A 14,875-nucleotide genomic window follows, 5' to 3' on the forward strand; every position below is an offset into this window, starting at 1 on the left:
GCTGTTGCCGGCGGCCACGCGGAAGCCGCTGCCCTGGGACGAGAGGTTCCAGGTCTGGTTGCTCGCGCCGTTGCAACTGGAAACCGTGAGCTGCACGCCGTCGGAGGTGCTGCCGCCCGGAACGGTGAGGCACAGGCCGCTCGCGCCGTTCACGATCCGGTAGGCCCCCGCACTGGGCGCCGCGCTGGAGACGCCGACGAAGACGCCGCCGACCAGGGCGGCGACCCCGGCGACGGTGCCGATCACCCCGACTCCGGTTCTGGTACTCCTTCTCAAAGCCGAGCTCCTTGCATGTCGTGCAGGACCCCTGACCGAGGGGGTGACTCCTGGTCCCGCTGAGGAAATTCATGAATGTGAACAACATCCATGAACCGGAACACGGCCAAAATTACGGACCTCGGGAACGCGGGTCAATGCTCTGTGTCACCCGGTTGACGGCTCCATCCGGACGCCGGCCGATTGGAGCAGGTGAGAGCCGATGCGCCCGGTGCCCGGCGGTGAAATTTTCATGAAACACGGATACGTGGGCGGAATGTCCCACTCGCGTGAGCGGCGGTGCCGGATGACCGCCGGCCTCCCCCCGCACGGCGGCCACCAGGGGCAACGATCCGCTATTGGGGTCTACTGCAAAGTTTCTTTACTTATTACGCTCGTGGCGTGGAGCTAGAAGTGCGTCATCTGCGCGCGGTCTGCGCCATCGCGGACCACGGGAGCATCTCCAAGGCCGCCGCCGCGCTGAAGACCTCCCAGCCGTCCCTGACGGCTCAGCTTCGGCGCATCGAGTCGATGTTCGGCAGCCCGCTGTTCGAGCGCGGCAGGGAGGGAGCCTCGCCCACGCCTCTCGGCGAATGGGTGCTGGCACGCTCCCGCTCGCTGCTGCCCGCGTTCGAGGAACTGCGTCGCGACGGCATGCGGTTCGCCGGCCGCAGGGTGCTGCGCGTGGGCTGCATGTCCAGCCACCTCGCGCTGCACATCATCGGAACGCTCCGGGAGCTGCTGCCGGACGCCGAGGTCACGCTGCGGACGGAGGAGGCGATGGACGTGCTGCCGAGCCTGTTGCGCTCGCGGCGGCTGGAGCTGGCGACGCTCGCCGACTACCCCGGTCTCCCGCTCACACCGCCCGCCGGCGTCGGGTACGCGCCGGTCGCCTGGGAGCCGATCTTCGTCGGCATCGCCGAGTCGCATCCCCTGGCCGCCCGGCAGGAGATCGACCTGGCCGACCTCGCCGAGGAGGAATGGTCGCTGCCGGTGATGATCGAGGTCGGCCACCGCGAGCATTTCGGCGAGGCCTGCGCACGGGCGGGGTTCGTGCCGAAGATCGGCTGCGAGGCCACCCTCAGCGTGGCGGTGGACCTGATCGCCGCGTCCCGCTGCGTCGGGATGTTCCAGGCCACCAGCCGCGGCTACCCGGGCATCGCGATCCGCCCACTGGCCGGGACCCCGCTCAGCTTCCGCCACCTGATCGGCTGGACCGAGGCCGGTCCCGTCGATCCGCACATCGCCGAACTCGTGGCGGCGGTGCGCCGGGCGTACTGGGCCGACGCGGAGAAGTCGGCGGTCTACCAGGACTGGCTCGGGCGTCACGGGCCTCTTGCCCAGCCCTAGCCAGCCCCCTATAGCGCGACCGTATAGGAAGGTGCGGGGTTACCCGCCCTCCGTCGTCGATGTCACGGTGTGTCTCAGCCCCGGCCGGCTCCTCCCCTCAACCCCCCAAGGGACAGGAGTCACCAGGAGTGAGACCCCCTGCAAGGTCAGCGGCGCTGGCCGTACTGACGGCGGTAGCCCTGACCTCGTCATCCCTCGCGGGAACGGCCATCACGCCGGCTTCCGCGTCGAGCGCCCCGGCCCCACCCGGCCCCCAGGCGCGCGCACTCGCCAGCGCGGCGAGCGCTCTGGCCGCTTCGGCGCAGGCGCTGCACACCGCGCCCTCGGACGAGTTCACGCTCGCCCGCACCGTCACCGGCGCGGGCGGGCTGCGCTACCTGACCTACGCCCGCACCCACGCGGGCCTGCCCGTCCACGGCGGCGACGTCATCGTCTCCACCGACGCGTCCGGACAGACGGTGCAGGTCGTCACCACGGGTCAGCGCACCGAGTTGAACGTCTCCGAGGTGCCCCGCGTGACCGAGGCCCAGGCGGCCGCGAAGGCGCGCGGCCTGCTGGCCTCGGTCGAGTCCGTCGGCACGCCCACCCTCCTCGTCGACGCCGCCCTCGACACGCCCAGGCTGGCGTGGGAGACGGTGGTCACCGGCAGGAAGAAGGGCGACGTCCCGAGCGTCCTGCACGTCTTCGTCGACGCCGTCACCGGCAAGGTGCTCGACTCCTACGACGACGTCAAGGCCGGCGTCGGGCACAGCTACTACAACGGCAACCCGGTGACGATCCAGACCTCTGGGTCGGCCGGCAACTACTCGATGACCGACACCACCCGTCCAGGTATCCGCTGCGGCGGCCAGAGCGGCGGCGCCTACACCGGGCCGGACGACGACTGGGGCAACGCCTCGGGCACCAGCCTCGAAACCGCGTGCGTCGACGCTCTCTACGCGGTGCAGACCGAGTGGAACATGCTCCGTGACTGGCTCGGGCGCAGCGGCATCAACGGCTCGGGCGGCGGGTTCCCCGTCAAGGTGGGCCTCAACGACGTCAACGCCTACTGGGACGGCAGCTCCACCTCGTTCGGGCACAACCAGGCCAACAACCAGCAGGCGACCTCGATGGACGTGGTCGGCCACGAGTTCGGCCACGCCATCGACCAGTACACGGGCGGCGGCGCCGGCAGCGGCAACGAGGCCGGCGGCATGGGCGAGTCGACCGGCGACATCTTCGGCGCGCTGACCGAGGCGTACGCGAACAACCCGAACGACCCACCGGACTACCAGGTCGGCGAAGAGGTCAACCTGGTGGGCGGCGGGCCGATCCGGTACATGTACCGGCCCTCGACCAACGGCGACCCGGACTGCTACAGCGCCTCGATCCCGAACACCGAGGTCCACTCGGCGGCCGGCCCGCAGAACCACTGGTTCTACCTGCTCGCCGAGGGCACCAACCCCGGCGGCGGCAAGCCGAGCAGCCCCGTCTGCAGCGGGCCCTCGTCGCTGACCGGCATCGGCATCCAGAAGGCCGGGATGATCTTCCTGGCCTCGCTGAACCTCAAGACCCTCCCGCGTACGCACGCCAAGGCGCGGGTGAACACGCTGAACGCCGCCAAGTCGCTGTTCCCGGGCAGCTGCGTGGAGTTCAACGCGGTCAAGGCGGCCTGGACCGCGGTCAACGTCCCGGCGACCAACGACCCGACCTGCACGGCGAACCCGGGCGGCAACGACTTCTCCGTCTCGGTCAACCCGGCCTCCGGCAGCACGCAGGCGGGCCAGGCCGTGACCACCACGGTGAGCACGACGGTCACCACCGGCAGCGCCCAGCAGATCACGCTGAGGACCGGCACCCTGCCCGCCGGCGTCACCGCGACGTTCACCCCGGCCACCGTCACCGCCGGGCAGACCTCGCAGCTCAGGCTGGCCACGTCCGCGAGCACGCCCGCGGGCGCCTACCCGATCACGATCGTGGCGGACGGCACGGACGTCGACAGGCAGGCGACCTACTCGCTCACGGTGGAGTCCGGCAACCCCGACCCGTCCACGCCTGACATCCCGGTGGCGAACATCAACGCCCACCTGCAGCAGTTGCAGGCGATCGGCAACCGGCCCTCACCGTCCGGCGCGTACACCAACGCGCTGAACTACGTGAAGGCCAAGCTCGACGCCGCCGGATACAGCACGCGGACGCAGAGCTTCACCTACAACGGCCAGACGCACACCAACCTGATCGCCGACTGGACCGGCGGGCCGGCGAGCCCGACCGTCATGCTCGGCGGTCATCTCGACAGCGTCGCGGCGGGCCCCGGCATCAACGACAACGGGTCCGGCTCGGCCTCGCTGCTTGAGGTCGCGCTCACCCTCGCCGCGCGCAACCCCACCCTCACCAAGCACGTGCGGTTCGCCTGGTGGGGCGCCGAGGAGCTGGGCATGCGCGGCTCGACGTACTACGTGCAGAACGGCGGCGCCGCCGGAGTGGAGACCTACCTCAACTTCGACATGACCGCCTCGCCCAACGCCGGATACTTCGTCTACGACGACGACCCCGCGCTCCAGAAGCTGTTCAACGACTACTACGCCACGCTGAACGTCCCGACGGAGATCGAGACCGAGGGCGACGGCCGCAGCGACCACACCCCGTTCAAGAACGCGGGCGTACGGGTCGGCGGCGTCTTCACCGGCGCCGAGACGGTCAAGTCGGCGGCCCAGGCGCAGAAGTGGGGCGGCACGGCCGGGCAGGCGTTCGACCGCTGCTACCACTCCGCGTGCGACACCTATCCGTCCAACGTCAACACCACGGCCCTGGACCGCAACGCCGACGGCATCGCGTACGTGCTGTGGAAGCTCGCGGTCGGGCAGGGCCCGGCGCCCACGGACGACTACACCGTCTCGGTGAACCCGTCCTCGGCGTCCGTCCAGGCCGGCCAGTCGACGGCCACGACGCTGTTCACCCAGGTCAGCTCGGGCAACGCCCAGCAGGTGACGCTGTCGGCGTCGAGCGTCCCCGCCGGGGTGTCGGTGTCGTTCTCGCCGCAGACCATCACCGCGGGGCAGTCGTCCCAGGTGACGATCTCGACGACCGCGGGCGCGGCGCCGGGCACGTACTCCATCGGTCTCAACGCCGACGGGAGCAGCGCCGACCACTCGGCCTCCTTCTCCCTCACCATCGGCGGCGACCAGGGCGACACCACCTGGAAGGAGTGGACCGCGTACACCGCCGGCCAGACGGTGACGTACGCGGGCAGGACCTACCGCTGCCTCCAGTCGCACACCTCACTGCCCGGCTGGGAGCCGCCCAACGTCCCGGCCCTCTGGCAGCCCGTCTGACCACACGACGTCGCCCCGGCCTGACTCGCGCACAGCGGGGCGACGTCTCCCGACCGGGCGGAAGCCGTACGCCCGGTGAGGAGTCAGGGCGGCGTACCTCGCGGAGGGGGGCCGTCGTCCTGACTCCTCCACACCCCGACCCTCACATGGAGGAATCCCATGGAACCCGTAGACCTCGGAGACGAGGAAAAGCCCGGCGGGATCACCCGCAAGACCCTGCTCAAGGCGGCGCTGATCGGCGCGCCGATGTCGATCCTGGCGGGCACGGCGGCCCACGCCTCGCTCGCCCGCGACGTCGCCGTCACCGGCGGACCGCTGCTCCCCACGCCGTTCTGCGACGACGACGATGAGCCGACGGTCGAGCAGATCGAGGGGCCGTACTTCAAGCCGAACTCCCCGCAGCGCACCACGCTGCCGGGCAACGGCACTCCCCTGACGGTCAGCGGCTACGTCTTCGGGCTCTCCTGCCAGCCGCTCGCCAACGTGCTGCTGGACTTCTGGCAGGCGGACGCCAACGGCGCCTACGACAACGTCGGCTTCAACTTCCGCGGCCACCAGTACACCAACGCCAACGGGGCGTACAAGCTGACCACGATCGTCCCCGGGCTCTACCCGGGACGTACCCGGCACATCCACGTGAAGGCACAGGCCCCCAACAAGCCCATCCTCACGACGCAGCTGTACTTCCCCGGCGAGCCGCGCAACAACACCGACACGATCTACGACGCCAGGCTGCTGATGAACGTCCGCACCAACGGCGCCGGCCTCGAGGCGACGTTCGACTTCGTGCTGAACGTCCAGGGCGCGCCGCCCAGCAGCAGCCCGACCACCAGCCCGACCACCAGCCCGACCACCAGCCCGACGACCGGCCCCGGCGGGACCTGGCAGGCCGGCCGGACGTACGCGGCCGGCGACACGGTCACCTACGGCGGCTCGACCTATCGCTGCCTCCAGGGACACACCGCGCAGGCCGGCTGGGAGCCCCCGAACGTGCCGGCGCTCTGGCAGCGCATCGGCTGAGCGTCGGCTGAGCGCGAACCACGAGGCCCGGTCACCGCTGACCGGGCCTCGTCGCATGTAGGTGAAATCACACCACGGCGGGGCATAGGGCGAGGAGCCCTCGGCGATATTCTTTTGTACCGACTGGTCAGTGCAAAAGAATGGAGCACAGACGTGGATGCCGGGCGAACCGCCGGGGACGTCACCCCCTCTGCCGGAACTCCCGCCGGGCCGTCCGGTCCCATGGCCGGCGTGTTCGAAGGCGTCGAGGTGGAGGCGCGGGGGCTGGGCGTGCGAGGTGGTCACGGCTGGGTCTACCGGCACGTCTCCCTGCACGCGGCCCCCGGAACGCTCACCGTCGTCACGGGCGAGGCGGGCAGCGGCCGTACGAGCCTGCTGCTCACCCTCGCGGGACGGATGAAGCCCGCCGAGGGCACGCTCACCGTCGGCGGCCTGGCGACGCCCCGCAGGATCAGGCAGATCGCCGCACTCGGGCTCTTCACGGAGGTGAACCCGTTCGACGACGCCCTGTCCGTACGGGAGCACCTGCAGGAGCGGCTGCGCCCGCACGGGTTCCTGTGGCGCAGGCGGCATCCGGACGCCGCGCGGTCGGCGCTCGCCCACGCCGGCCTCGACCCGGACGCCCTGCCACACGGCGATCGGACCCTGACCAGGGAGCTCACCCGGGACCAGGCGGTGCGGCTGGGCGTCGCGCTCGCCCTCCTCGACCAGCCGGGCCTGCTCCTCGTGGACGACGCCGACACCGGCATCCCCGCCGGCAGGCGGCACGAAATGTGGGACATCCTGCGCGGCCTCGCCGACCAGGGGCTCACCGTCGTCGCGGCGTGCACCGACGCCGAGGAGGCGACCGGCGTGGCCACCACGCTGCTGCCGCTGCCCGTCCCCCGCTCCCCCCGCCTCCCCCGCCGCCCGTCATCGGAAACGACCCGGGGGACGACACCGGGGCGGCGCGCGCCGATGAGACCGAGGAAGGAGAGCGGCGATGAGCGTCCCCCTCCCCGGCCGGCTCGAACTGCGCAGGTTCATGCGCTCGCGGCTCACCAGGGCCGCGCTGGTCGCCGTGATCATGCTGCCCCTGCTGTACGCCGGGCTCTACCTCTGGTCGTTCTGGGATCCCCAGGGGAACCTGAGCCGCGTACCGGTGGCCCTCGTCGTGGAGGACCGTCCCGCCACCGCAGCCGGCGCCGCGGGCGGCCCGCCGAGCACGGTGGACGCGGGCCGTGAACTCGCCGCCGAACTGGAGAACCGCAAGGTCTTCGCCTGGCACCGGGTCGACGCGGCCGAGGCCGACAGGGGCGTCCGCGAGGGCCGTTACTACCTGTCGCTCACGATCCCGGCCGACTTCAGCGCCGACCTCGCCTCACCTTCCGGCGACGGCACGCCGCGCCCGGCCCAGCTCGGCGTACGGGTGGACACCGGGCGCAGCTACATCATGCGAACGATCTCGGACGCCGTGTTCCGGGAGGTCAAGGAGGCGGCCGGGCGCAGCGCGGTCAAGGACTACCTGGACCAGATCTTCCTGTCCTTCGGCGAACTGCACGACAAGACCGCCCAGGCGGCCGACGGCGCCGACCGGTTGCACGACGGAGCCGCCGCCGCGAGCGACGGCGCCGCCTCGCTGGCCAAGGGGCTCGGGTCCGCGCAGAACGCGACCGGCAAGCTGTCGTCCGGAGCCGACGCCCTGTACAGCGGGTCGAAGCAGCTGACGAACGGACTGCACCAGGCCAGGACCGGCTCGGCCGCCCTGTCCTCCGGCCTGTCGAAGGCGGCCGCGGGCGCGGCCGACCTGCGCAAGGGCCTGTCCGCGCTCGACAAGGGGGCGGCCAAACTGGCCGAGGGCAACCGCGAGGTCTACCGCCAGGTCCACACCCTGTCTCCCACGGTCAACCGGGCGGCCGACGAATACGTCCCCGTGCTGGAGAAGAACGGCGACCGCATCCGGCAGGCCGCGCTCACCCTCGCGAAGGGCGCCGACGGCTTCGCCGACGCGCTCGACGGCCTGCCGCAGGAGGTGCAGGGCTCGGCCGGCACGGCCAGGCAGGACCTGCGCGCCGTCCAGCGCTGGCTGAACGCCCATCCCGACGCCCGATCCCGAGCTGCGCGCGCTGGTCGAGCGGGCCGCCGGGTCGGCGGGCGACCTCGCGTCGGCCGCCGGACGGCTGCAGAACCGCCTCGGTACCCAGGCGGGCAGGCTCGACGACCTCGCCGGTACGGCACGGGCGGTGGCGGACGACGCCCGCGAGCTCGCCGCCGCCGCACCCGGCCTCGGCAGCGCGCTGGACGACGCCCGCGACAAGTTCAACCAGCTCGACAAGGGGCTCAGGCAACTGGCCGACGGAGCCTCCGGCCTCCGCGACGGCACGGACAAGGCGCTGAGCGGGGCCACCTCACTGTCCCGCGGCCTCGGCACGCTGAACAGCGGTGCGTCGAGCCTGTCCACCGGCCTGGCCAGGCTCGACAACGGAGCGAGCAGTCTCAACACCGGCCTCGCCTCGCTCGCCTCCGGTGCGGGCAAGCTCGACAACGGCATCGGCAAGCTGGAGCGGGGCGCAGGCAAGCTCGACTCCGGGCTGGTCAAGCTGACCGACGGCTCGGGCGAGCTGGCCGGCAAGCTCGGCGACGGGGCCGCCCGGATCCCGGACTACGGCACGCAGGAGCGCGACAGCCGTACGGACATGATGAGCGACCCCGTCCGGCTCGCCACCGAGGTGGACAACGAGGTGCCCAACTACGGGACCGGATTCGCGCCGTTCTTCGTGCCGCTCGCCTTGTGGGTCGGCGCGATGGTGACGTACATGGTGCTGCGGCCGGTCAACCCGCGCCTGCTCGCCGGGTCGGCGCCGGCGTGGCGCACGGCCCTCGCGGGCTGGCTGCCGGGGCTCGCGATGGGGACGCTCCAGGTGGCGGTGCTGCTCGCCGTGCTGCGCTTCGGCCTGGGCCTGGAGGCGGCGAACTGGCCGGGCGTGGTGGCCTTCCTCGTGCTGGTCGCGGCGGCGTTCCTCGCCGTCGTACAGGCGGTCAACGCGCTGCTCGGACCGCCCGGACGGGTGGCGGTGCTGGCGCTGCTCATGCTGCAGCTCACCTCGTCGGCGGGCACCTATCCGATCGAGACCTCCCCCGGGTTCTTCCAGGCCATCTCGCCGTGGCTGCCGATGAGCTGGGTGGTGTCGGCGATGCGCCGCCTCATCAGCGGTGGTGACACCGCCGTGGTGTGGCAGGCTTGCGGCGTGCTGTCCGCGTTCGTCGCCCTCGGTCTCGCGCTCACCGTGCTCGCCGTCCACCGCGGCCGTACGTGGTCGATGCGCCGCCTCAAGCCGGAGCTGTCGCTGTGAGCCGCCCGGTGGACGGTCCGGCGAAGGAGCAGGGCGGCAGGCGGGCCGAGACGCGGCAGCGGCTGTACCGGGCCGCGGCCGACCTCATCGCCGAGCAGGGCTTCGCCGCCACGACCGTCGACGCGATCGCCGAACGCGCCGGGGTGGCCAAGGGCACCGTCTTCTACAACTTCGGCAGCAAGGAGGCGCTGTTCGCCGGCCTGCTCGACCACGGCATCGAACGGCTCGCCGGCGCCCTCGCCGAGGCCGCGCGCGGCCCCGCCACGTCGCCGGTCGCCGTGCTCGACGCGCTCATGCTCGCCCAGCTCCGCTTCTTCGACGAGTACGGGCCGTTCGCCCGGGTGCTGCTGGCCGAGCTGTGGCGGGCGGCGTGGCAGGACGCCGTCCTGCGGCTGCGTACGAGCGTGCTCGCGGTGTACGAGCGGGTCCTCGCGGACGCGGTGGAGGCCGGCGAGCTGCGCCCCGGGTTCGACACCGGCACCGCCGCCACGGCCGTCTTCGGCATGGTGCTCACCGTCGCCATAGAGCGGCGCGCGCTGCACCCCGACCAGCCGGTCGAGGACGTGCACGCGACCCTGGCCGAGCTCGTCCACCGCCGCATCTCGCCCTGACCGCCCCTCGGCGACCGGCCTTCCCGGCGACGACTTCCGCCCGAGCCGAGGCTCGTCGCCGGAATGGCACTTTACTCGTAGTGTTCGTGTTATTACGGAGAATTATCAGGTTCTGTGGATGGGCGTGGGAACGGGGCTGGGGCGTTAGCAGGACGAGATGATCGGCAACTAACGTGATCCGCCGTTCGTCGGGATAAATGCAGGTATCCCGTGGCAATGGAGGAGACCGTGTACCCCCCACCGCAGCAGAAGCGCCGCCGCAGCGTGGCTCCGTTCGTCGTCGCGGTCATCTTCGCGGGAGCGCTCATCGTCGGGCTGAAGCTGCTGTTCGGCGGGGTCTCGGGCGGCGGCGGGAACGGCGGTGACGACGAGGGCGGGAACGCGAGCAGACGCGCCTGCGGCGACGACGGGATCATGCTGACCATCGCCGCATCGAGCGAGAAGGCCGAACTGCTGCGCACGATGGCCAACAGCTACAACGGCCACAAGGTGGACGGGCAGTGCGTGGACGTCGTCGTGAACTCCAAGGCGTCCGGCGGGGCGATGCAGGCCCTGGCACGCGGCTGGGACGAGCGGCAGGACGGTCCGAAGCCGGACGTCTGGACGCCGGCGAGCACCGGCTGGGTCACCCTCCTGCGGCAGCGCGTCGAGGGCGGCGACCAGGCGTCGCCGGTGTCCGCGGACAACCCGACGATCGCCACGTCTCCGCTGGTCATCGCGATGCCCAAGCCGATGGCCCAGGCGCTCGGTTGGCCGTCCAAGAAGATCGGCTGGTCGGACATCCTGGATCTCGCCAACGACCCCAAGGGCTGGGCGAAGTACGACCACCCGGAGTGGGGCAAGTTCCGTCTCGGCAAGACGAACCCGAACTTCTCCACTTCCGGCCTCAACGCGACCGTCGGAGCGTACTTCGCGGCCACGGGGCTGTCGGGCGACCTGACGGAACGGGACGTCGCCGCGCCCAGGACGCGTGACTTCGTCAAGGGGGTCGAGCGGTCGATCGTCCACTACGGCGACACCACTCTCACCTTCCTGTCCAACCTCCAGCACGCCGACGACTCGGGGACGGCCATGTCGTACATCTCCGCCGTGACGGTGGAGGAGAAGTCGGTGTGGGACTACAACCAGGGCAACCCGACGGGCGACCCCAAGACGCTCGGCGACCACGCCAAGCCGAAGGTGCCGCTGGTGGCGATCTATCCCAAGGAGGGCACGCTCTTCTCCGACCACCCGTACGCCGTGCTGTCCTGGGCGGACGCCGCGAAGAAGGCCGCGGCGGCGGACTTCCTGAAGTACCTGCGGGAGCCCGATCGGCAGCGGGAGTTCGAGAAGTACGCCTTCCGGTCGTTCGACAGCAAGCCGGGCGACCTCATCACGACCGCCAACGGCCTCGACCCCAAGCAGCCGGCGACCACGCTCAGCACCCCGAGTCCGCAGGTGCTGGACCGGATCCTCAAGAGCTGGGCCGAGTTGCGCAAGCCCGCCAACGTGCTGATGGTGATGGACGTCTCCGGCTCGATGGGCGCCGACGTCAAGGGCACCGGCAAGACCAAGCTCGACCTCGCCAAGCAGGCCGCGATCAACGCCCTGCCGCAGTTCGGCCCGAACGACCGCGTCGGCCTGTGGATGTTCAGCCTCAAGCAGGACGGCGACAAGGACTACCGCGAGCTCGTCCCCCTGGGCAGGAACAACCAGTCGCGGCTCAAGAGCCGCATCAACGGCCTGATCCCCAACGGCGGCACGGGGTTGTACGACACGGCCCTCGCGTCCTACCAGTACGTGCTGCGGCACCAGAGCGGCGACGCGATCAACGCGGTCGTGTTCCTGACGGACGGCAAGAACGAGGACAACAACTCCATCTCGCTCGAGAACCTGCTGCCCGACCTGCACAAGGAGGCCGGGCAGGAGACCGTGCGGATGTTCACCATCGCGTACGGCGGCGACGCCGACCTGAACGTCCTGCGGCGCATCTCGCAGACCACGGACGCCGCCGCCTACGATTCGCGCAAGCCGGGAAGCATCGACGAGGTGTTCACCGCCGTCATCTCCAACTTCTGACCGACCCCCACCGTCCGACCTGGGAGCCCCCTTGTCCCGCTTCACCGAGGAACTCCGCGACCCCTGGGCGCTGCTTCTGGGCGCCACCGCCGCGGGCGCGGCCTGGGCGGTCGGCGTCCCTCCTGTGGGGGTGCCCGTCGCCGGGGTCGCGGTCTGGCTCATCAAGGCGTTCGCCTCCGCGTGGCAGTCCACCGGAGGCGAGAGCCGTACGGAACCGCAGGCTCCGCCGGTCGCGAAGGGGAGCGCCGAGGAGGCGTGGCTGCGGCGGGCTGAGCGGGCCGCCGCGTCGTTCGCCGACCTGACCGCCTCCATGCGCGGGCAGCTCCTGCTCGACCGGATCGCGGCCATGCGCCCGCAGGTGGACGACACCGTCGGCACGCTGCGCCGGCTGGCCGGGCACGCGTCCGTCACCGGCGCGGCGCTTGCCCGCTTCGATCCCCGGTTCCTGGAGCAGGAGCACGTACGGCTCACGCGGGCGCGGCAGACGGCCCGGCAGGAGGTCGCGGGCGAGCTCGACCGGTCGATCGCCGCGCTGGACGGGCAGCGCGAGGTGTACGACAGGTTGTCGGGCGCGCGGGAGCGGGTGCTGGCCCGGCTGCAGTCGGGCGCCATCAGCCTGGAGGGCCTGGTCGCGCGGGCCGTCGAGATCTCCGCCATGACGGCGACCTCCGACGGCGCGGGCGGCGGCGCCCGGGCACTCGACGAGCTGACCTCGGAACTCGAACTGACCCGGCAGAGCCTGCACGAGGTCGAGGAGGCCACCCGCCAGGACATCGGCCCCTGAGCCCCTGATTCGCCGCCGCCCGGCGATTCAGCGCCTCCTCAGCACGGCGCCGCCTCCGGGAGCGCCGCGAGCGCCGTGGGCAACAGAGGCGCGGCGGCCTCGCGGATCTCGTCGCTGAACGGCGTCGGACGGAAAGTGGCCGGATCCAGGTTGACGTTGACGCGGTAGCCCTCGGCGTGCACGGTGGCGCGGTCCGCGGACAGCACGCGAAAACCGTAGACCCCGCTGGTGCGTCCCATCCGCTCCAGCCAGAAGTGCACCGACTGCTCGCCCGGCTCCGCGATGGGCACGTGGTAGGTCACCTTGAACTCGCGTACGGCCATGAGCACGTCCCTGAACGCCGACCGGGCGGGGTCGGCCGCCCAGCCGAGCCGATGCCAGAACGCGCCGATCGCCCGCTCGACCAGCACGGCGTAGCGCGAGTTGTGCAGCAGCCCCATCGCGTCGAGGTCGTCGAAGTGCACCTGGACGGTCTCGTGGACGCCACCTGCGGTCATGTCAATCCTCCGGGAGAAGTGCGGGGTCGGGGCAGAGCGCACGCAGGCGCGCGAGCACGGCACGGCGGGCATGGACGAGGGCCTGCGCCCCGTCGTGCAACCGGGAATGGACGATCACCATCTCGCCGAGCGCGTCGATCTCGTAGGCCAGCTGGGCCGGATCGACGCCATCGGCCAGTTCGCCCAGCGTCACGGCCTCCGCGACCAGCCGGCGGATGAGCCCCTGCCACTCGCGCATGGACCGCGAGAGCCGGTCGCGGACGGCTCCGGGACGGTCGTCGAACTCGGCCTGCACGGCGAAGAAGAAACACCCACCGGGCAGCACGCCGTCGCCGTAGAAGGCCAGCCGCGCCTCGTGCAGCGCGAACAGGCGACGTACGCCCGCGGGGGCGCGCAGAGCGGGCCCCACCACCTGCTCGGTCCACTGCCGGACGGCCCACTCCACGGCGTCGAGCTGCAGTTGCTCCTTGTCGCGCCAGTGCGCGAACAGCCCGGATTTGCTGACGCCGGTCGCCGTCGCCAGCCGCCCCAGGGAGAGCCCGTCGAGCCCTTCGACGGAGGACAGCTCCACCGCCTGCCGGAGGATCGTCTCGCGGCTGCGCAACCCGCGTAGCCGCCGGCCGTCTTCTGTCACCCCTGCAAACTATACGACCGATCGGTCGGTCGTCTAATTCATCGCGACCAGAAGGCGGGCGAGCTCGGCCGGGCCGGCGTTGCCGCCCGTGCAGACCACGGCCACCTTCCGCCCGGCGAACTCCTCCCGACGGGCCAGCAGCCCCGCGAGCGCTGCGGCCCCCGCTCCCTCGGCCAGCGTGTGGGCCTCGGTGAGCATCAGCCGCTGGGCCCGCAGGATGTCGTCGTCGTCCACCAGCACGAAGTCGGCCAGGCCCTCCCGCATCACGGCCTGCGGGAGCGCGAACGCGGAGCCGGTGGCGAGCCCCTCCACGACGGTCTTCACGGGCCGGGTCACCGGTTCCCGCAGCCGCCAGGAGTCGTGCGCGGCCGGAGCCTGGGCCGACTGGACGGCGATCACCCGGCAGCCCGGCGCGAGCGCGGCGGCGACGAGGCACGCGGCGGCGGCTCCGCTGCCGCTGCCCACCGGCACGAACACCGCCTCCAGGTCCGGCCTGGCGGTGAACATCTCGACGTAGAGCGTGCCCACCCCGGCCAGGATGTCCGGCTCGTCGGCCGGGCTGATCAGCCTGCGTCCCGTGCGCTCGGCGAGGTCGCGCGCGTGCCCGGCGGCCTCCACCATCGTCGCGCCCCGGACCTCGACGGCCGCCCCGAGCGCCTCGACCGCGGCGACCTTGGCGGGGTTCGGGTTCTCCGGCATCAGGACGGCGCAGGGGACGCCGTACAGGCGGGAGGCGTACGCGACGGATTGCGCGTGGTTGCCGGTCGAGTAGGTGACGACCCCGCGACGGCGGTCGGCCATACGGGCCAGCAGCGTGATGCCGCCGCGCACCTTGAACGCCCCGGTCGGCTGGACGTTCTCGTGCTTCACGTGGACCTCGGCGCCGACCGCCGCGTCGAGCACGGGATAGGACCACATGGGAGTCTCGGGCAGGTGCGGGGCGATGAGCCGCCGGGCGTCCAGGATGTCGCGGATGTCGCTCATGGCCCCCAGCCTGGCCGCCGACGGGACAATAGGTCC

The 14,875-nt window shown here is 71.6% G+C and carries 11 protein-coding genes and 2 pseudogenes; 9 read left to right on the top strand and 4 right to left on the bottom strand.

Annotated elements, in window-relative coordinates; translation table 11 throughout:
- Nucleotides 1-276, bottom strand: a 276-nt coding sequence (locus tag B1L11_RS31645) for an RICIN domain-containing protein (RefSeq protein ID WP_143737686.1), incomplete at its 3' end; no start/stop codon positions are given.
- Nucleotides 277-657: 381 nt separating this feature from the next.
- Between B1L11_RS31645 and B1L11_RS31650 the strand changes: the two genes are divergently transcribed.
- The 9 genes and pseudogenes from B1L11_RS31650 (at nucleotide 658) to B1L11_RS31695 (ending at nucleotide 12,724) form a co-directional block, all read left to right on the top strand.
- Nucleotides 658-1,605, top strand: a complete 948-nt coding sequence (locus tag B1L11_RS31650) for a LysR family transcriptional regulator (protein ID WP_256863060.1) — start codon at nucleotides 658-660, stop codon at nucleotides 1,603-1,605.
- A 128-nt stretch (nucleotides 1,606-1,733) separates the two neighbouring features.
- Nucleotides 1,734-4,919, top strand: coding sequence for a M28 family peptidase (locus tag B1L11_RS31655; RefSeq protein WP_256863061.1), 3,186 nt, complete (start codon nucleotides 1,734-1,736; stop codon nucleotides 4,917-4,919).
- A gap of 159 nt (nucleotides 4,920-5,078) precedes the next feature.
- Complete coding sequence (locus tag B1L11_RS31660; protein WP_079319056.1) at nucleotides 5,079-5,939, top strand: carbohydrate-binding protein; 861 nt, start codon at nucleotides 5,079-5,081, stop codon at nucleotides 5,937-5,939.
- A gap of 222 nt (nucleotides 5,940-6,161) precedes the next feature.
- Nucleotides 6,162-6,665: pseudogene (locus tag B1L11_RS55365) on the top strand (ATP-binding cassette domain-containing protein); the annotation flags it as partial.
- Nucleotides 6,666-7,005: 340 nt separating this feature from the next.
- Nucleotides 7,006-7,677: pseudogene (locus B1L11_RS55370) on the top strand (YhgE/Pip domain-containing protein); the annotation flags it as partial.
- A gap of 484 nt (nucleotides 7,678-8,161) precedes the next feature.
- Nucleotides 8,162-9,271, top strand: a complete 1,110-nt coding sequence (locus tag B1L11_RS31680) for a YhgE/Pip family protein (protein WP_256863064.1) — start codon at nucleotides 8,162-8,164, stop codon at nucleotides 9,269-9,271.
- Nucleotides 9,268-9,882 (top strand): TetR/AcrR family transcriptional regulator, encoded by a 615-nt coding sequence (locus tag B1L11_RS31685; RefSeq protein ID WP_218671443.1) that lies wholly within the window; start codon nucleotides 9,268-9,270, stop codon nucleotides 9,880-9,882. The genes B1L11_RS31680 and B1L11_RS31685 overlap by 4 nt, the downstream gene beginning before the upstream one ends.
- 228 nt (nucleotides 9,883-10,110) lie before the next feature.
- Nucleotides 10,111-11,940: a substrate-binding and VWA domain-containing protein gene (locus B1L11_RS31690; protein WP_143737688.1), complete on the top strand. Its 1,830-nt coding sequence runs from the start codon at nucleotides 10,111-10,113 to the stop codon at nucleotides 11,938-11,940.
- 31 nt (nucleotides 11,941-11,971) lie between these two features.
- The gene (locus B1L11_RS31695; RefSeq protein ID WP_079319060.1) at nucleotides 11,972-12,724 is read left to right on the top strand and encodes a hypothetical protein; all 753 of its coding nucleotides are present in this window, start codon (nucleotides 11,972-11,974) and stop codon (nucleotides 12,722-12,724) included.
- A gap of 38 nt (nucleotides 12,725-12,762) precedes the next feature.
- On the opposite strand, the gene B1L11_RS31700 is transcribed toward B1L11_RS31695, so the two are convergent.
- Genes B1L11_RS31700 through B1L11_RS31710 form a run of 3 tightly spaced genes read right to left on the bottom strand, consistent with a single transcriptional unit; the run spans nucleotide 12,763 to nucleotide 14,839 of the window.
- On the bottom strand, nucleotides 12,763-13,221 hold the full coding sequence (locus tag B1L11_RS31700) for a thioesterase family protein (RefSeq protein ID WP_079319061.1): 459 nt from the start codon (nucleotides 13,219-13,221) through the stop codon (nucleotides 12,763-12,765).
- A 1-nt stretch (nucleotide 13,222) separates the two neighbouring features.
- On the bottom strand, nucleotides 13,223-13,855 hold the full coding sequence (locus B1L11_RS31705; protein WP_079319062.1) for a TetR/AcrR family transcriptional regulator: 633 nt from the start codon (nucleotides 13,853-13,855) through the stop codon (nucleotides 13,223-13,225).
- A 33-nt stretch (nucleotides 13,856-13,888) separates the two neighbouring features.
- Nucleotides 13,889-14,839 carry a threonine/serine dehydratase gene (locus B1L11_RS31710; protein WP_079319063.1) on the bottom strand — a complete coding sequence of 317 codons (951 nt, stop codon included), beginning with the start codon at nucleotides 14,837-14,839 and terminating at the stop codon, nucleotides 13,889-13,891.
- Between the last annotated feature and the right edge of the window lie 36 nt (nucleotides 14,840-14,875).

The sequence above is a fragment of the Microbispora sp. GKU 823 genome (genome assembly GCF_002027145.1).
GTDB lineage: Bacteria > Actinomycetota > Actinomycetes > Streptosporangiales > Streptosporangiaceae > Microbispora > Microbispora siamensis.